The organism is Streptomyces sp. MP131-18 (assembly GCF_001984575.1).
GTDB lineage: Bacteria > Actinomycetota > Actinomycetes > Streptomycetales > Streptomycetaceae > Streptomyces > Streptomyces johnsoniae.
This window is the reverse complement of record NZ_LZNS01000001.1, coordinates 5144360-5162434: the sequence shown is the minus strand read 5'-3', so window position 1 is coordinate 5162434 and position 18075 is coordinate 5144360. Positions and strand designations below refer to the sequence as shown.

Sequence of the window (18075 nt, the reverse complement as noted above, 5' to 3'; positions counted from 1 at the left end):
CGATCGGGCCAACCGGCCTGGGCCGACCGGGTCAGTCCTGGCTGCCAGGTGCCTTCATCGTGGCGACGAACGTATCCGCCGCCTTGTCGTGCCAGCACTGGCGCCACGGCCGGTCGCGCAGTGCCCACAGCACGTTCACGATGCCGACCACCAATACACCCAGCAGGCTGTACACCAGCCAGCGCAGCAGCGCCGCTCCGAAGCCCGGCTTCTCCTGCTGCTGGAGGTCGAGCACCCGCAGGCCGAACAGCGCCTTGCCGGGCGTGCGGGCCCACAGCGCGGTCGGCAGCGCCTCGAAGAGCAGCCCGACGCCGAGGAACACCCCGATGACCATGGCGAGGTAGCCGCCGGTGGTGCCGTCGATCAGCCAGATCGTCTCGGTGACACCGGCCCGCTCCGCCGCGTCCACCTGCTCGTCGATGTGGTCGCGGGCGTCGCCGAGCAGCGGCCAGCCGACGGCCGCGGCGGCGCCGACGGAGAACACCGAGTCGACGAGCCGGGCCATCAGCCGCCGGCCGAGACTCGCCGGGTACGCCTGCGTGGTCTGGAACCGCCTGACCATCGTCAGGGCCTCGCCCTGGTGCGACTGGAGGAACGGCGACTGCTGGGCCTGCGGCGGCTGTTGCTGCTGGTGGTGCGGCTGCTGCGGCGGGTAACCGTACCCGCCCGGCGCACCGGGACCACCGGGGCCCGGCTGCTGCTGCGGCGGATAGCCGTACCCGGGCCGCGGGCCCTGCGGCGGCTGGGGCTGCGGCTGCTGCGGGAACCCCTGCGGCTGGGCCTGCCGCGCAGGCGGGCCCGCCTGCGGCGGCACGCCACCCGGGGCCTGCCCCGGGGCCGGCTGGGCCGGCGGGGCGGCCGGCGCGGGACCACCGGTTTGCGCGGGGACCGCGCGCGGCGGCGCGCCCTGGGGCGCACCGGGCGGCGCCTGCTGCGCGAGGTCGCGAACCTGGCGCTCCCACGAGCCGCCCGCGGCGGCGATGTCGGAACGCCGCAGTGTCGTCGTCTCTTCCTTCGCGTCCGGCTCGGGCGCCGCCTTCGGCGCGGGCGCGGGCGCGGCCTGCGGCTCCGGCCGCCGCGCGGGCGGCTGGGAGCCCTCGGCCGAGGGCTGCCGGAACTGCCCGCGGGGGTCGACCCGGCCCGCCGCGGCGACGGGCGAGGTGCTGACGTCCTCGTCCGAGCCCCAGGTGACCCGCCGGTCCCCGCTGTCCTGCGACGGCGTGTCAGGCCCTGCGGCAGGCTGCGCCGCGGCACCGCCCGCCGCGGGCCAGGCCGGGGCGGAGCCGGCGCCCGGCTCCTGGCCACCGCCGGCCGGGGCCACGTCGCCGCGCCTGCGCACCTCGGGCAGCGCGTCGCCGCCGGAACGGGCCAGGGCGGAGCCGGCGCCCGGCTCGGCGGCGGGCGGCGGGTCCTCGTCGAAGAAAAAGGGCTGCGTCTCGCCGGCACGGGCGGCGGGCACCGCGGGTGCGGCGGCCGGGGCGCTCGCCGCCCCGGACGGCGGCGTGGGCACCGGCTCGCCCTCCCGCGGCTCGGGCCGGCTGCTGCCGGGCACCCAGGCGGTGCCGTTCCAGTACCGGATGTAGCCGGGAATGGACGGGTCCGGATACCAGTTGGGCCCCGGGCCGCCGCCTGCGCTTCCTGAGGGCGGGGAGCCTGCGGGTGGGGAGCTCATCGGTACCGAATCTCCTCGTCCGTGCAGTGCGATTCTCGCTATGGGCTAAGCATGTTACGTCGCTCGCGGACCCTCGTTGCCCGAAGGTCCCGCGACAGCGACCTTAGCCAACTCCCGTGCCGGACGAGAGCCGCCTGCCGTGACCGTGACAAGGTTGGCGCGGTGGCGGACCGTTCCTCCTGGCAGCGGCTCGTAACCGGCCGCCGGTCCGCACGGGAATCGCACCTGTGATCCCCCGGGCACGTGCCAGGGGCATCGCCGGGCCGGCCCCGGGGGCTCCTGCGAAAAAGTTTGCCCAACCCGCGTAATGACCCGCCCTCCCGCGCCTCTTTCCTTCCGCAAGCCCCGAGGACGCAGCGGAATCCAGGAGAGAAGAGGGCATATCGCATGTACACCACCATCGAGCGGGAGCTCGACCTGAAGCTGGTGCTCTCGCCGGAGCGCGGCATTCCGGTGCCTGCCCGGCTGCTCTACCGGACCGACGACCCCTACGCCGTGCACGTCACCTTCCACATCGGCTCCGATGTCCCGGTGTACTGGACGTTCGCCCGCGAGCTGCTGGTCGAGGGCGTCTGCCGGCCCGCCGGGCAGGGCGACGTGCGGGTGTGGCCGACCAGGGCGCAGGGCCACGCCGTACTCTGCCTGGCGCTCAGGTCGCCGGACGGCGAGGCGCTGCTGCACGCCCCGGCCCCCGCGGTCGCGGCCTGGCTCGAGCGCACGCTGCGGCTGGTGCCGCCCGGCACGGAGCCGGCGCTGATGAACGTGTCGGACGGCGAGCTGTGCGCCCTGTTCACGCTCTCCGACGAGCCGGGGGAGCCGGCCGGCTGAGCCCGCCCTCGCGCGCGGGGCGCCCGGAGTCCGCGGGCCCGGCCGGCTTCCCCTCCGTACCCTCCGTGCCCGCCGCGCCCGCCGCGTGCCTGACCAGTGGCATGACGCGCAGCGGCACCGGGTTCTCCATGACGATGGCGGTGGCGGACCTGAGGATGCCGTCGAAGCCGACGACCCGGTCGATGACGCGCTGGAGGTCCGCGTTGGAGCGGGCGACCAGGCGGCAGAGCATGTCGCCCTCGCCGGTGATGGTGTGCAGTTCGAGCACTTCGGGCACGCAGCTGAGGTGCCGGCGGACCTCCTCGCCCTGCCCCTGCTTGATCTCCAGGGTCGCGAAGGCGGTCACGGGGAAGCCGAGGGCCGCCGGGTCCACGTCCGGTCCGAAGCCGCGGATCACCCCGCCGGTGCGCAGCTTCTCCAGCCGCGCCTGCGCGGTCCCGCGCGCCACGCCCAGGCGCCTCGACGCCTCCAGCACTCCGATGCGGGGCTCCTGCGCGAGGAGTTCGAGCAGCCTGGCGTCCAGTTCGTCGATGGCCATGGCGGGCCTCCTAGCGGGGCGGACTTGCAGGGCGGGAAAGGAACGGCGGCGCGGCGCGCGGCGCGTTGGACACCATGCTCAGTCAGCGTGCGCAGAATTGGCCAGCGGGGTCGGCCCGTTCGGCCCGGTGGGCCTGCACCGGCCTCATCGGATCTTCACCGGGTCCGCGCAGGAAGGGCGTCACGCACACCGGGAGACCCCGCGCCTGCGGGATTTCCCCCCGGGAACTTCCATGCTCCTCCTCGGCGGAAACGAGCGTGAACACGCGAGTCGGGGGAATCAGTAAGAACACCACCCCCCACAGCCGCCCCCGCGACCTGCACTCGCGGGGGCGGCCCACGTTCCGGGCGCGGCGCCGGGTCAGCAGGAGGGCACGGACTCCCCCGCGGCCAGCGCCCGCAGGTCGGCCACCGCGCCCTCGAGGGTGGCCACGGGCAGCACCCGCAGCCCGTCCGGCGCCTCGGCCGTCGCGTCCGCGCACTCCTCGCGCGGCACGAGGAAGACGGTCGCGCCGTCGCGCCGCGCGGCCTGCGTCTTCAGCGGAACGCCGCCCACCGAGCCGACCGTTCCGTCCGGCTCGATGGTGCCGGTGCCCGCGATGACGCGCCCGTCGGTCAGGTCGCCGCCCGCGCCGTCGCCGCGCAGCAGGTCCACGATTCCGAGCGAGAGCAGCAGGCCCGCGCTCGGGCCGCCGACGTCCGCCAGGTTCAGCTCGATGCTCACCTCGTCCTCGTCGAGGCCCAGGTAGGTGACGGCCGCGGCGACCGCCGCGTGCTGGGAGTCGCGCATCTGGCCCGCGTTGTGCTCCTGGATCTCCTCGCGGCTGTCGCCCACCGGGTAGACCGCCTCGCGCGGCATGACCGCCCGTTCGCCGGAGAAGTAGCCGGTGACGACGTCGGTCAGCCGCACCGTCGCGTCCGGCGACGTCGCGGTGATCGTGGTCATCCGCAGCTCGCCCGCCGGCTCGCGCACCGGGGCGCCGGTGATGGTGATCACCGGCTCGCCGTCGTGCTCGCCGAGCACGTCCGCGGTCGGCCCGGGGCGGGTGACCGAGTACGGCAGCGGGGCCAGCGCCGCGACCGCGAGCAGGGCCGCGACGAGCGCGACGCAGGCGGCGAGCAGCACCGGACGGCGCACGGCTCCGGCGGGCGGTGCGGCGGCCTTGGAGGCGGTCGGAGCGGCGGGCATGGAGGGAATCTAACGCAGGACCGCGGCCACCTCGGACGCGGCCCTGACCACGCGGGGGCCGACCTCGGGCGGCACGGACTCGTTCAGCATGACCACCCCGACGCTGCCCTCGATGCCGCAGCCGGCGGGCAGCGGCGCCGCGGCCCCGCTGGCCCCGGCCTCCAACTCGCCCTGGGTCAGCACGAAACCGTCCTCCTCCTCGATGTCCTTGCAACGGCCGGTGAGGATGGCGCGGCCCGCGGCGCCCCGGTCGAGGGCGTGCCGGAAGCCGGTGCGGTAGGCGACGTGGTAGTCGGTCCAGCTGGGTTCGACCACGGCGACGGCGAGCGCGTCGTTGCCGTCCACGACGGTGAGGTGGGCGGTGGCGCCGACGTCCTCGGCCAGCGCCCGCAGCGCGGGCAGGGCGGCCTCCCTGACCAGCGGGTGGACCTGCCGGCCTAGGCCGAGCACGCCCACGCCGACGCGTGCCCTGCCGCCGGCGTCGCGCCGGACCAGGGAGTGCTGTTCCAGGGTGGCGAGCAGCCGGTAGACGACGGTGCGATTGACGCCGAGCTGTTTGGACAGCTCGGTCACGGTCAGGCCGTGGTCGGTCTCGGCGAGCAGTTTGAGGACACGCAGCCCCCGGTCGAGCGTCTGGGAGGTTTCCGCGGTCACGCACCCTCCTCGTTCGCTTCCCCGGCGGCTCGCTGCCGGGCGGGGATGAAACTGGTCCGCGGCCCGGAGGCCGGGCGTGCGTCACTCACGGCGCCCCCTTCTCTTCTCGGGAGTCCGGGAAGGAATCCCGATGAGTCGGCGGCTGACGCGGAGGGGCCGGTGCCGCCGGTCCCGTCGGCAGCACGCGGAGCGGGCCGCCGGTTGCGGTAGCAGGTCACACAGTCCGGATGCGCACCGGGGCGGCTCTGCCACCGGGCGTACGCGTGACCGGAAATTTAGCCAGCGGCACCGCTGAGCGGAAGGGGCTGTCCAGAATCCGAGCAGGAAGCGGCGGTTTTCGAGCGATATGTGACGAACATCCCTGCGGCCGATGGCTCACCGCATGCGCGTGGCCCACTCCTTGACCTTCGCCACGCGCTGCCGCAGCTGTCCCGCCGTCGCCTCGGCGGTGGGCGGGCCGCCGCAGGCGCGGCGCAGCTCTGTGTGGATCACCCCGTGCGGCTTGCCCGACTGGTGGGCGTACGCGCCGACCAGCGAGTTCAGCTCGCGGCGCAGCTCAAGCATCTCCTTGTGGCTCATGACCGGCCGCCGCTCCGCGGGCAGTTCGAGCAGGTCCGCCTCCTCGTCCGGCTTGCGGCGGCTGTGCGCGATCTGCCGCGCCTGCCGCTTGCGCAGCAGCAGACTGACCTGGTCGGGTTCGAGCAGCCCGGGAATGCCGAGGTAGTCCTGCTCCTCGTCACTGCCCGGGTGCGCCTGCATGCCGAACTCGGCGCCGTCGTACATCACCCGGTCGAAGACGGCCTCCGACTCCAGTGCTTCGAACGGCAGTTGGTCCTGCTCGCCGTCGGGCTCGTCCTGCTGCCGCTCCGCCTCCTCCAGCAGATCTGCCTCGGGCCCGTACGGGTCCTCCTCGCCGCCCCGCTTCGGCTTGTCCAGCACGTGGTCGCGTTCCAGCTCAAGCTCGTGGGCGAAGCCGAGCAGCGACGGGATGGTGGGCAGGAAGACGGACGCGGTCTCGCCGCGCCGCCGGGAGCGCACGAACCGGCCGACCGCCTGCGCGAAGAACAGCGGTGTGGAGATGGTCGTCGCGTAGACCCCGACCGCGAGCCGCGGCACGTCCACGCCCTCCGACACCATGCGGACCGCGACCAGCCAGCGGTCCCGCGACGCCCGGAAGTCCTCGATGCGCCGCGAGGCCCCGCCGTCGTCCGACAGCACCAGGGTCGCGGCATCGCCGGTGATCTCGCGGATCAGCCGGGCGTAGGCGCGGGCCGACTCCTGGTCGCTCGCGATCACCAGGCCGCCCGCGTCCGGCACGGCTCTGCGGACCTCGGTCAGCCGCCGGTCGGCGGCACCGAGCACCGCGGGCATCCACTCGCCCTTCGGGTCGAGCGCGGTCCGCCACGCCTGGGAGGTGGCGTCCTTCGTCATCGGCTCGCCGAGCCGCGCGGCCACCTCGTCCCCCGCCTTGGTGCGCCAGCGCATGCTGCCGCTGTAGGACAGGAAGATCACCGGCCGCACGACTCCGTCGGCCAGCGCGTTGCCGTAGCCGTACGTGTAGTCGGCGACCGAACGGCGGATGCCGTCGTTGCCCTCCGCGTAGGCGACGAACGGGATCGGGTTGGTGTCCGAACGGAACGGCGTCCCCGTCAGCGCGAGCCGCCGCGTCGCGGGCTCGAACGCCTCAAGGCACGCCTCGCCCCAGGACCTGGAGTCCCCGGCGTGGTGGATCTCGTCCAGGATGACCAGGGTCTTGCGCTGCTCGCAGCGGTTGCGGTGCAGCATCGGCCGGACACCGATGCCCGCGTAGGTCACCGCGACCCCGTGGTACTCGCGCCCCACAGGACCCGCGCTGTAGTCCGGGTCCAGCTTGATCCCTATGCGCGCCGCCGCGTCCGCCCACTGCGTCTTCAGGTGCTCGGTCGGCGCCACCACCGTCACCTGCTGCACGACGTGGTGGTGCAGCAGCCAGGAGGCCAGCGTCAGCGCGAACGTCGTCTTGCCCGCGCCCGGGGTGGCGACGGCGAGGAAGTCCCGCGGCTGGGCCTGGAGATACGCCTCCATCGCCGCCTGCTGCCAGGCACGCAGCTTGCTCGCGGTGCCCCAGGGCGCACGGCCGGGGAAGGCGGGAGAGAGGTGGGAGGAATGCGGGGAGGGCGAGGCGGTGGTGGTCACGGTCTCCGGGTGGGGTGGACGGTGCACGACCGCGCCAGCCTACCGCCGCACCACCGCCCCTCCGCTGCGGTCCATCTCACACCGGGAAGCCGACGGGAGGGGCCGCGAAGCCGACGGGAAACCGACGGGAAACACCGGCGCGGCGCCGGAACGGGGCGCGGCGCGGGACTCGTTCACACCCCCGGCGTGCGCAGGCGCCCGCCGACGACCGTGCCGAGCAGGGCCGCACTCGCGGTCACCGCGTACACCGCCACGAACGCCCCCGGGCCCACGGCCGTGTCCCCGGCCACCGCGGCGGCGTCGTGCGCGGCGGCCGAGGCGTCCCCGCCGAGCGCGGCGAACAGCGTGCCCACGGTCGTCAGCATCACCACGTTCCCCAGGCTGTCGCACACCTGGAGGGACGCCACGTTCCCGCCGGCCGCCTCGGGCGCGGACAGGCGCAGCACCAGCACGCCCACCGAGGCGGTGACCAGGCCCATGCCGAAGCAGCCGAGTGCCAGCGTCAGCGCGGGCGTCCACACGGGCACCGCGTCGATCAGCACCAGCGGGGTGAGCACCACACCGCCGGTGATCAGCACGGTGCCGACGCGCACCAGCCGGAACCGGTGCGGCTCCGCCCACGGCCTGGACTGCGTGTACGAGCCGCAGGCCCACAGCCCGCCGGAGGCGGCGAGCGCGAGTCCCGCCTCGGTGTACGACAGGCCGCGCTGGGTCACCAGCATCAGCGGCACGAAGCTCTGCGACGACAGGTACGCCGCCGATATCAGCCCGCGCAGGGCGATCACCGACGGCAGGCCGCGCGCGGCGCGGAACGTACCGCGCGGCAGCAGCCGCACCGCCGAGGGCGCGAGCAGGGCGAGTCCGAGGGCCACGGGCACCAGCGAGAGCCAGCGCAGCTCCTGCCCGCCGAACTGGAGCAGCCCGGCGCCCACGGACACCGCCCCGGCCAGCCGCAGCCGCCGCCCGTCGAACCGGCCGGCCGACCGTTCGCCGCCGCCCTCGCCGCCTCTCTCGCCGTTCCGCTCGCCAAGCTTGCGCAGTTGGGGCAGCATCACCATCACCGGCAGGATGACCAGCACGGTGATGCCGAGGAACACCCAGCGCCAGCCGAACTGTTCCGTCACCGTTCCGGCGATCACGGGCCCGACCATGGACGGCACCACCCAGGCCGCGGAGAACGCCGCGAGCGCCGCGGGCCGCAGGTGCTCCGGGTAGGCGCGGCGGACCGTCACGTACAGCGCGACGATGACCAGGCCGCCGCCCACGCCCTGGGCGGCGCGCCCCAGCACGAACGCCCACATCGCCTGCGCGGTGCCGGAGACCAGCAGCCCGGCCGAGAAGGCCGTCACCCCGGCGAGCACGGGGCCGGTCGGGCCCGCCCGGTCGCACCACTGCCCGGAGACGACCATGCCGAGCAGGCTCGTGGTGAAGAACGCGGAGAACGCGAACGCGTAGAGCGAGACCCCGTCGAGCGCTTCCGCCGCGGCGGGCATGGCCGTTCCGATGGCCATGGCCTCGAACGCGATCAGCAATATCGTGCTGACGCAGCCGAGGGTGAGCGCGCGGTACGGGGCGCCGAGCACGCCCCCTGGCACCTCCGCCGCGGATGCCGCGGACGGCACGGCGTCGGACGGGGGGCGGGCGGGCGGCGCCCCGGGCCCGGCGTCGGCGCAGGCGTCGGTCTCGTTCATGAGGCTACGGTAAGGAGCAAAACCCGCCCATGCCTATGGTCCGGCGGTCGGTGGCCGCCCGGTCGCTGGTCCTGGTCCCGCCGCCCGCCGTGTGCCACCCGGCGCCGGGCGGCACCCGTCAGACCGCGCCGCGCGTCACGCCCACCGCGGCCTGCGGGCGGATCGGCAGCCGGTTCACCGGGCGGCCGGTCGCCGCCCTGACCGCCGCGGCCACCGCGGCCGGGGAGACGACCACCGGGACGGCGCTCACCGCCTTGGCGCCGAACGGAGCGACCACGTCCCGCTCCTCCACCAGTTTCACGATCCGCACGTCCGGCGCGTCCAGCGCGGTGGGCAGCGCGTACCCCGCCAGATCCGCCCGGCGCACCACCCCGCGCACGACGCGCAGATGCTCGGTGAGGGCGGCGCCCACGCCCTGCGTCACGCCCGCCTCGATACGGGCCTCAAGCTGCCTCGGGTTCAGCACGCGGCCGACGTCCTGCGCGATGGCCATCTCCACCACGCGCACGGCGCCCAGCTCGACGTCCACGTCCACCACCGCGCGCACCGCGGCGAAGGAGAGGCCGACGAACGCGTCGCCGCGGCCCGACTCGTTCAGCGGCTCGGTGGGGTGCGGGCGGCACTGCGCGGTCGCCCACAGCTCCTTGCCCTCCAGGGCCTCAAGGACGGTCGTGCTGAGCACCCCGTCGTAGGAGGTGATCTTGCCGTCGGCGATCGTCAGCAGCTCGGCCGACATCCCGAACTTCGCGGCCAGCGGCTGGAGCAGCTGCGTGCGGACCATCTTCGCGGCCCGCTCCACCGCCCCGCCGGACACCCACGTGTGGCGGCCCCTGCCGCCCGGCCCCGCGACCGGCAGGTCGGTGTCCACCGGCGCCACGTGCACCTCGTCCACGCCCAGCACGTCCTGCACGATCTGGCGCGCCAGCGTCGCGAAGCCCTGGCCGGTCTCCACCGCGGCGCACAGCACCGTGGCCACCGTTCCCTCGACCTTCACCGTGGCCGTCGACACCTCGTCGGCGCCCTCCGCGCCGAGCATGTGCACCATGCCGAGCGCATAGCCCACGCCCCGGCGCACCGCGCCCGGGTCCGCCGCGCCCTCGGGGCCGCCCGGCAGCAGCCAGTCCTCGACCGGGCCGTCCTTGGGCAGCGCCGGCATCGGCGCCTCGCGCACGGCGGCCAGCAGCTCGGCGACCGGGGCGGGGCAGGTGACCGTCTGCCCGGTGGGCAGCGGATCGCCGGTGCCCAGCACATTCCGCGCGCGCAGCTCGGCCGGGTCGATGCCCAGCTGGGCCGCCAGCTTGTCCATCTGGCCCTCGTACGCGGCGCAGACCTGCATCGCGCCCTCGCCGCGCACGTAGCCCGCGGGCGGATTGTTGGTGCGCACCGCCCAGCCGTCGACCACCGCGTTCGGCACGAGGTAGGGCCCTGCGGCGAACGACACCGCGGCGGCCAGCACCTCGGCCGAGTCGTCCGCGTAGGCGCCCGCGTCCATCAGCACCTGCGCCTCGACCTTCACGAGCTTCCCCTCGCGGTCGGCATGGTGCCAGTAGCGCAGCAGCGTCGGGTGGCGGTGGGCGTGGCCGAGGAACGACTCCTCGCGGGTCGCGGCCAGCTTCACCGGGCAGCCGCTGCGGATCGCCAGCAGCGAGAGCGGCAGCTGGAATCCCAGGTCCTCCCGGTCGCCGAGCGCCCCGGGCACCCCCGTCACGTAGATCTTGACCTGCTCCTGCGCCAGCCCGAGGCAGGCGGCCAGCCGGTCGCGGTCGCCGTGCGGGTCGGTGCTCGCCGTGTAGATCTCCACGCCGCCGTCCGGCCGCGGCACCGCGAGGCCCGATTCGGCGCCGATCGGCGCCGGGTCCTGGCGGCCGATGCGGTAGAGGCCCTCCACCACGACCTCGCCGGTGGCGCCCGGGTCGCCGTGCCGCAGCGGAATGTGCCGGATCAGATTGCCGTCCGGGTGCAGCGGGGCGGCCTCGAAGGACTTCTCCGGATCGGTCACCGCGTCGAGCACCTCGTACTCGACGACGATGGCGGCGGCGGCGAGCCGCGCGGTCTCCGGGTGGTCGGCCGCCACGGCGGCCACGGGCTCGCCGTGGTACCTGACCAGGTCGGAGGCGAGCGGCGGCCGGTCGGTCACCGTGCGGCCGAGCCCCGCGTCCCCGGCCACCTCCGCGTGCGTGACGACGGTGCGGACCCCCGGCATCCCGGCGGCCTCCGCGGTGTCGATGCCTTTGATGCGCGCGTGCGGGTGCGGGGAGCGCAGCACCGCGGCCCACAGCAGGCCCTCGGCCCACAGGTCCGCGGTGTACGGGTGCGTGCCCGTCACCTTGGCGTCCGCCTCGGCCGGCGCCAGGGAGGTGCCGAGGCCGTGCGGCTCCTGCCGGTCCTGGCCGGGCGCCGCCTGCGCGGCGGGCACCATGGTCACGGCGGCGTCGGCCTGGTCGTTCATCACATGCCTCCTGCCGGGGGCCCGGGCTGGTGCGGGATGCGGGGCGCGGCGTCCGCGTCCGCCGGGGCGGTCCGCGGCCCGGCGCCGCCCGCCCCGAACGCGTCCCCGAAGCTCTCGCTCCCGCCGTCCTCCCGCTCGCCGCGGGCGGTGCCGCCCGCGGCGGCGACACGCTCCTCCACAACCGTGCGCACCGCGTCGAGCACGCCGCGGTAGCCGGAGCAGCGGCACAGGTTGCCGCACAGCGCCTGGCGCGTCTCCACCTCGGTCGGGGCGTGGTTGCCTTCGAGCAGGTCGTGCACGGTCATGGCCATGCCCGGCAGGCAGAAGCCGCACTGCACGGCCGTGGCGGCCAGCGCGCGCTGCACGTCGGAGGGCGCGCCGTCCGCGCCCAGGCCCTCGACGGTGCGGATCTCGGAACCGGCCGCGGTGGCCGCCGGGACCAGGCAGGCGGCGACGAGCCGCCCGTCGACCTGCACGGAACAGGCGCCGCACTCGCCCTGCGCGCAGCCGTCCTTCGCCCCGGCGAGGCCGAGCCGCTCGCGCAGCACGTACAGCAGCGATTCGCCGATCCACGCGCCGGACACGGGCCGGTCCACACCGTTGACGCGCAGCACGTACGAGACCTCGGGATGCTCGCTGCGGCTGCCGCCGACGGCGACCTCGACCGGGGGCACGGCCGCCGGGTCCTGCGCGGGCGCCGCGGTCTCGGCGGGGCCGTCCGGATGCGGCTCGCCCGCGCCCGGCGCCGGCCACGGCGCGGGAACGGGCGGCTCGGGGCGGCTCGGGGCGCTCTCGTCCCAGGGCGCCGTGTCGTGGCCCGCGGGGGGCACGCCCCGCGGCTCCGCGCCGTCGGCCGGGCGGCGCGCGCCCGCCAGCGCGGCGGCGGCGCCCTGCCCCATCGCGGCGGCGCGCGCCGCGGGCGGCCCGGCGGGGGCGTCAGCCGCGCCGGGCGAGGTGAACGGCATGGTCCACTGCCCGGTGGCCCCCGGGTCGACGGTGGCCTCCGCGGTGGCCGGCGGGGCGGCCGCGCCGCCGATCTCGGGGGGCTGGTACCCGTGCCCCGGCGCGGCCAGCGGCTCGCTGCCCGACTCCTGCGGGTACCCGCCCGGCAGCTCTATGAAGGCCGTGGCTTCCGCGTCGTACTCGCCGCCCCAGCCCGGTTGCGGGCCCAGGGCGGCGTGCGGCTCGGGCTGCTGATCGTTGCTCATGCGAGAGCCCTTCCGAGTCCACGGCGGGCGAGAGTTGCCACGGTACGCCTCAAGTGCAGCACGGCGGGGGGTAGTTGCGTGGGCTCGCCACCGTCGCCCGGCACCTCGGGGTCGGGGATGCAGGCCATGCCGACGTACTCGCCGAACGCGGCGAGCGCCTCGGGCGCCAGGCCGCGCCGCCCGTCCCAGTCGACCAGCGAGGCCACCCAGCGCTCGGCGTCGAGCGGGCGCAGCGGCATGGGCGCGACCGCGCCGACCGCGCAGCGGACCTCGCGGTGCACCGGATCGAGCACCACGGCCACCGAGGCGACGGAACGGGCCGGGCCGGTGCGGGTGGTGGCCTTCAGGAACGTCTGGGTGGCGTGCAGCAGCGGCACCCGCACGTGGGCCAGCAGCTCCCCGGGCCGCAGCCGGTCCCGTCCGGCCAGCAGGTGGCTGACGGGAACCTGCCTGCCCTCGCCGTCAGGACCGGCGATCAGGAGCGTCGCCTCCAGGGCGGCGAGCACGGGCAGGGTGTCACCGGACGCGGCGGCGGAGATGATGTTGCCGCCCAGCGTCCCCGCGTTGCGCACCTGCGGCGGCCCCGCGGACCTGGCGGCGGCGGCGAGTGCGGGGATGAGCGCGGCGAAGTCGGGGCGGCTCATCCGCGAGTGGGTCAGACACGCGCCGAGCAGCGCGTGCCCGTCCTGATAGGCCCAGCCGCGCAGCTCGGCGAGCCGTCCGAGCCCGACCAGGGCCGCCGGGCGCAGCAGCCCGGCGTTGACGCCGGCCATCAGATCGGTGCCGCCGGCGACCGGCACGGCCGCGGGCACCGCGGCCAGCGCGGCCACCGCGTCGTCCAGCGTGGCCGGGAGCGCGACGAGCCGGGCCGTCTGCGGTGCATGCGGTGCGTGCGTGCTCAATCCAGCTGCCCCTTTCCGGTCGTCCCGGCCGTGGAGCCGTACGGTACGTGCTCCGGGCCGCGACGTGGCAACTCTGGCATAGATTCCCGCCCCGCCGACGCCGGGGTGGCGGGGGCGTCCACCGGGGGTGGGAGGGCCCGGACGGGCGCCCGAGGCATCTCACACGATCAGGGCATACGGGAATGCCCCGGGCAGCCCTCGCGGCCGGCCCGCGGGCCCGGGGCCCGGGACGGGCCGGAACGGGCGGCGGCTACTTCTTGCCGCCGTCCTTGCCGCCGTCCTTGCCACCGCCGAACGAGCCCATCGACTCGTAGATCTCCTTGCAGGTGGGGCACACCGGGTACTTTTTCGGGTCCCGGCCGGGCACCCAGACCTTGCCGCAGAGCGCGACGACGGGGGTGCCGTCCAGCGCGCTCGCCATGATCTTGTCCTTCTGGACATAGTGGGCGAAGCGCTCATGGTCGCCATCGCCGTGCGTCGTCTGCGGAGTGGGCTCGACGAGCGTGCCGGTGCCCGCTCCGCGCTCGGGCTCAAGAGTGCTCATGAGTACCTAGCCTAGTTGAGCGACGGGTCGTCCGGGTATGTTGCGAGCAGCGCCAGAGTCCCGTGCTGGCGGCGCAGGACGGCCCGCCACAGCCGCTCGGGCTCGGGCACGGAGACGTCCCCCGGCTCGGAGTCCACGACGTACCACGCACCGTCGTCCAGCTCGCGTTCCAGCTGGTCGGGGCCCCATCCGGCATACCCCGCGAAGATCCGCAGACTGCCGACCTCGGCGGCCAGCACCTCGGGCGGCGCCTCCAGGTCCACCAGGCCGATGGAGCCGTGCACGCGCCGCCAGCCGAGCGGGCCGCTGCCGGGGACGACGGCGAGCGCGAGGGCGGCGTCCAGGGCGACCGGGCCGCCCTGGAAGACGACGCCGGGCTCGCCGGCCAGCGCCGCCCACGGCTGGAGCACCTCGGAGACCCCGACGGGAGTCGGGCGGTTGAGAACGACGCCGAGTGCCCCCTCGCGGTCGTGGTCGAGCATCAGCACCACGGAACGGTCGAAGTTGGGATCGGACAGCGCCGGAGTGGCCACGAGCAGCCGCCCGGTGAGCGAGGACGCCTCGGTCATGCAGGCCATGATTCCCCATCCGTGGGGTACTGGGGAGTGCCGTCCCCCGGCCCGCACCGGGGGGCGCGCCCACCCGGCGCATTACCATTCCGGTTGGTCGCGCATTCCTTCGTTTCAGATCGTGAGTCCCATGACCGACGACGTACTCCTTGTCCACGGCGGCACCCCGATCGAGGGCGAGATCCGGGTCCGAGGGGCGAAGAACCTGGTTCCAAAGGCCATGGTCGCGGCCCTGCTCGGCAGCGCCCCGAGCCGGCTGCGGAACGTGCCGGACATCCGCGATGTGCGGGTGGTGCGCGGCCTGTTGCAGTTGCACGGGGTGACCGTGCGCAGCGGAGAGGAACGGGGCGAGCTGGTGCTCGACCCGTCGCGCGTCGAGAGCGCGAACGTCGCGGACATCGACGCGCACGCCGGCTCCTCCCGCATTCCGATCCTGTTCTGCGGGCCGCTGCTGCACCGGCTCGGGCACGCGTTCATCCCCGGGCTCGGCGGCTGCGACATCGGCGGCCGGCCGGTCGACTTCCACTTCGACGTGCTGCGGCAGTTCGGCGCGGTGATCGAGAAGCGGGCGGACGGCCAGTACCTGGAGGCACCGCGCGGGCTGCGCGGCTGCCGGATCAAACTTCCCTACCCGTCCGTGGGGTCCACGGAGCAGGTGCTGCTGACGGCCGTGCTCGCCGAGGGCGTCACGGAGCTGTCGAACGCGGCGGTGGAGCCGGAGGTCGAGGACCTGATCTGCGTGCTCCAGAAGATGGGCGCGATCATCTCCATGGACACCGACAGGACCATCCGCATCACCGGCGTGGACCGGCTGGGCGGGTACACGCACCGCGCCCTCCCCGACCGCCTCGAGGCCGCCTCGTGGGCGAGCGCGGCGCTGGCGACCAAGGGCAGCGTGTACGTCCACGGCGCGAGCCAGCGGGAGATGATGACGTTCCTCAACGTGTTCCGGAAGGTGGGGGGCGAGTTCGAGGTTGACGACGCCGGCATCCGCTTCTGGCACCCGGGCGGCCCGCTGAACGCGATCGCCCTGGAGACGGACGTGCACCCCGGCTTCCAGACCGACTGGCAGCAGCCGCTCGTGGTCGCGCTGACGCAGGCGTCGGGTCTGTCGATCGTGCACGAGACGGTGTACGAGTCGCGGCTGGGCTTCACCAGCGCGCTGAACCAGATGGGCGCGCGGATTCAGCTGTACCGAGAGTGCCTGGGCGGGACGCCCTGCCGCTTCGGGCAGCGCAACTTCCTGCACTCGGCCGTGGTCTCGGGCCCGACGCCGCTCCAGGGCGCGGACCTGGTCATTCCCGATCTGCGCGGCGGCTTCTCCTACCTGATCGCGGCACTCGCGGCGGAGGGCACCTCGCGGGTGCACGGCATCGGCCTGATCAACCGCGGCTACGAGAACTTCGCGGAGAAGCTCGAAGGGCTCGGCGCCAAGGTCGAACGTCCGTAGGCCGGGTACTTCTCGGGTGGGAACGTTTCCGACCCGGGCAGCGCCAAGGGGTGGCCCTCCGGGACGGAGGGCCACCCCTTGGCGGCTTGTGCCATGAGTCAGTTGCCCTTGGCGGCTTCCTTCAGCTTGGAGCCCGCGGACACCTTGACGCTGTACCCGGCGGGGATCTGGATGGGCTCACCCGTCTGCGGGTTGCGGGCGGTGCGAGCGGCGCGATGGGTCCGCTCGAAGGTCAGGAAACCCGGAATGGTGACCTTCTCGTCCCCCTTGGCAACGACCTCGCCGACCGTCTCGGCAAAGGCCGCCAGCACAGCGTCCGCGTCCTTCCGAGTCACCTCGGCGCGCTCGGAGAGAGCGGCCACCAGCTCACTGCGGTTCATAATTTCGTACTCCCGTGTTCATCTTGCCAATGAGGCGTGAGATCGAAGCCGATGCTGCCAGGGCCCACTGACAGTCCCCGGACCGGGGCTGTCTTCCGCAAAACCCCTCGCCCGGGTACGCATCCTGCCCCCACCAGTGGCGGGAAGGCCAATCAGGCACCAGCGGGGTCACACGAAGAGTGCTCGTCTCCTCGCCGGTGACGTTCCCGAGGCTTTGCCTCCCGGTCACCCTAAGGGGCAGCCGCACAGCACCGGCAACCGACTCGCCTAGGCGGACTGGGCTGCTTCCCGGACGGCCCCCGCCACCGCGCCGGAAACCTTTTCGTTGAAGACGCTGGGCACGATGTAGTTGGCGTTCAGCTCCTCGTGCCCCACGACGTCCGCGAGGGCGCGGGCGGCGGCCAGCATCATCGCGCTGCTCACGGTCCTCGACTGGGCGTCCAGCAGGCCGCGGAAGACGCCGGGGAACACCAGCACGTTGTTGATCTGGTTGGGGAAGTCGGAACGCCCGGTGGCCACCACGGCGGCGGTCTGGCGGGCGATCGCGGGGTCGATCTCCGGGTCCGGGTTAGCGAGCGCGAAGACGATGGCGCGGTCCGCCATGGCCGCGACGTCCTCGGCCGCGAGCACGTCGGGCGCGGAGACGCCGATGAACACGTCCGCGCCCGCCACCGCCTCCTTCAGGGTGCCGGTGACGCCCTCGGGGTTGGTGTTCTCCGCGATCCAGCGCAGTGGCGAATCGCCGTCCGCGCCGAGGAGATCACCGCGCCCGGCGTGCACCACCCCGTGGATGTCCGCGACCACCGCGTGCTTGACGCCCGCGTCGATCAGCAGCTTGAGGATGGCCGTGCCGGCCGCGCCCGCGCCGGACATGACCACGCGCACCGCGCCCAGTTGCTTGCCGACCACCCGCAACGCGTTGTGCAGGGCGGCGAGCACGACGATCGCCGTGCCGTGCTGGTCGTCGTGGAAGACCGGGATGTCCAGCGCCTCGCGCAGCCTGGCCTCGATCTCGAAGCAGCGCGGCGCGGAGATGTCCTCCAGGTTGATCCCCGCGAAGCCGGGGGCGATGGCCTTCACGATCTCGACGATCGCGTCGGTGTCCTGGGTGTCCAGGCAGAGCGGCCAGGCGTCGATCCCGGCGAAACGTTTGAACAGCGCCGCCTTGCCCTCCATCACGGGCAGCGCGGCGTGCGGGCCGATGTTGCCCAGACCGAGCACCGCCGAGCCGTCGGTGACGACGGCAACGCTGTTGCGCTTGATGGTCAGCCGCCTGGCGTCCTCGGGATGCGCCGCGATCTGCGTGCACACGCGGGCCACCCCCGGCGTGTAAATCATCGACAGGTCATCACGATTGCGAATCGGGTGCTTGGACGTCATCTCGATCTTGCCACCGAGATGCATGAGGAACGTCCGGTCGGAGACCTTGCCGAGTGCAACGCCGTCGATCCCGCGCAACTTGGTGACGATCTCGTCCGCGTGCGCGGTGGAACTGGCCGCGATCGTCACGTCGATGCGCAGCTTCTCGTGCCCCGAGGCGGTGACGTCGAGACCCGTCACGGACCCGCCGGAGGACTCCACGACGGTGGTGAGCTGGCTCACGGCCGTGCCACTGGCCGGGACCTCAAGCCGGACGGTCATCGAATACGAGACACTGGGCGCCGTTGCCATGAGTCGACTTCCTTCACTTTCCCGATATCGCCCCCCAAGTCGGTGTCACCTTACGAGAGGCACCCGGTACGACGAAAGCCAGGGCGGGTGGTCGATCAGACCATAGGAGGAGGCGCGGGAAGGCGGCCGGAAGAGGAGGTAAGAGCGTCGGCCCGC

The 18075-nt window shown here is 74.1% G+C and carries 15 protein-coding genes; 2 read left to right on the top strand and 13 right to left on the bottom strand.

The genetic code is table 11. The annotated features are described in order from the left end of the window. Positions 1–31 precede the first annotated feature (31 nt). Positions 32–1672 (bottom strand): RDD family protein, encoded by a 1641-nt coding sequence (locus STBA_RS23395; protein WP_077061120.1) that lies wholly within the window; start codon positions 1670–1672, stop codon positions 32–34. Positions 1673–2059: 387 nt separating this feature from the next. Between STBA_RS23395 and STBA_RS23390 the strand changes: the two genes are divergently transcribed. Beyond that, complete coding sequence (locus STBA_RS23390; protein ID WP_077061119.1) at positions 2060–2500, top strand: SsgA family sporulation/cell division regulator; 441 nt, start codon at positions 2060–2062, stop codon at positions 2498–2500. Here the strand turns inward: STBA_RS23390 and STBA_RS23385 are convergent. From STBA_RS23385 to STBA_RS23340, 10 genes are all read right to left on the bottom strand, one after another. Then, positions 2463–3038: an Lrp/AsnC family transcriptional regulator gene (locus STBA_RS23385; RefSeq protein WP_077061118.1), complete on the bottom strand. Its 576-nt coding sequence runs from the start codon at positions 3036–3038 to the stop codon at positions 2463–2465. The genes STBA_RS23390 and STBA_RS23385 overlap by 38 nt on opposite strands. Before the next feature lie 360 nt (positions 3039–3398). Beyond that, a complete protein-coding gene (locus STBA_RS23380; protein WP_077061117.1) occupies positions 3399–4226 on the bottom strand; it encodes a S16 family serine protease in 828 nt (275 codons plus the stop codon). Positions 4227–4235: 9 nt separating this feature from the next. Continuing rightward, positions 4236–4880, bottom strand: coding sequence for a helix-turn-helix domain-containing protein (locus STBA_RS23375; RefSeq protein WP_077061116.1), 645 nt, complete (start codon positions 4878–4880; stop codon positions 4236–4238). A 375-nt stretch (positions 4881–5255) separates the two neighbouring features. After that, the gene (locus STBA_RS23370; RefSeq protein ID WP_077061115.1) at positions 5256–7055 is read right to left on the bottom strand and encodes a DEAD/DEAH box helicase; all 1800 of its coding nucleotides are present in this window, start codon (positions 7053–7055) and stop codon (positions 5256–5258) included. A gap of 173 nt (positions 7056–7228) precedes the next feature. After that, entirely contained in the window at positions 7229–8746 is a 1518-nt protein-coding gene (locus STBA_RS23365; protein WP_077061114.1) for an MFS transporter, read from the bottom strand. A 118-nt stretch (positions 8747–8864) separates the two neighbouring features. Then, a complete protein-coding gene (locus STBA_RS23360; RefSeq protein ID WP_107485262.1) occupies positions 8865–11165 on the bottom strand; it encodes a molybdopterin cofactor-binding domain-containing protein in 2301 nt (766 codons plus the stop codon). Positions 11166–11194: 29 nt separating this feature from the next. Next, positions 11195–12403, bottom strand: a complete 1209-nt coding sequence (locus STBA_RS23355; RefSeq protein WP_077061112.1) for a (2Fe-2S)-binding protein — start codon at positions 12401–12403, stop codon at positions 11195–11197. Next, the gene (locus STBA_RS23350; protein WP_077061111.1) at positions 12400–13305 is read right to left on the bottom strand and encodes an FAD binding domain-containing protein; all 906 of its coding nucleotides are present in this window, start codon (positions 13303–13305) and stop codon (positions 12400–12402) included. The genes STBA_RS23355 and STBA_RS23350 overlap by 4 nt, the downstream gene beginning before the upstream one ends. 250 nt (positions 13306–13555) lie before the next feature. Next, the gene (locus STBA_RS23345; RefSeq protein ID WP_077061110.1) at positions 13556–13849 is read right to left on the bottom strand and encodes a DUF3039 domain-containing protein; all 294 of its coding nucleotides are present in this window, start codon (positions 13847–13849) and stop codon (positions 13556–13558) included. Positions 13850–13860: 11 nt separating this feature from the next. Beyond that, positions 13861–14418 carry a YqgE/AlgH family protein gene (locus STBA_RS23340; protein WP_077061109.1) on the bottom strand — a complete coding sequence of 186 codons (558 nt, stop codon included), beginning with the start codon at positions 14416–14418 and terminating at the stop codon, positions 13861–13863. 130 nt (positions 14419–14548) lie between these two features. Between STBA_RS23340 and murA the strand changes: the two genes are divergently transcribed. Beyond that, positions 14549–15868: a UDP-N-acetylglucosamine 1-carboxyvinyltransferase gene (gene murA / locus STBA_RS23335; protein ID WP_077061108.1), complete on the top strand. Its 1320-nt coding sequence runs from the start codon at positions 14549–14551 to the stop codon at positions 15866–15868. Between the two features lie 98 nt (positions 15869–15966). Here the strand turns inward: murA and STBA_RS23330 are convergent, their stop codons facing one another. Together STBA_RS23330 and STBA_RS23325 are read right to left on the bottom strand one after the other, a co-directional pair. Next, positions 15967–16248, bottom strand: a complete 282-nt coding sequence (locus tag STBA_RS23330; RefSeq protein WP_077061107.1) for an HU family DNA-binding protein — start codon at positions 16246–16248, stop codon at positions 15967–15969. A gap of 267 nt (positions 16249–16515) precedes the next feature. Further along, entirely contained in the window at positions 16516–17919 is a 1404-nt protein-coding gene (locus STBA_RS23325) for an NAD-dependent malic enzyme (protein ID WP_077061106.1), read from the bottom strand. Between the last annotated feature and the right edge of the window lie 156 nt (positions 17920–18075).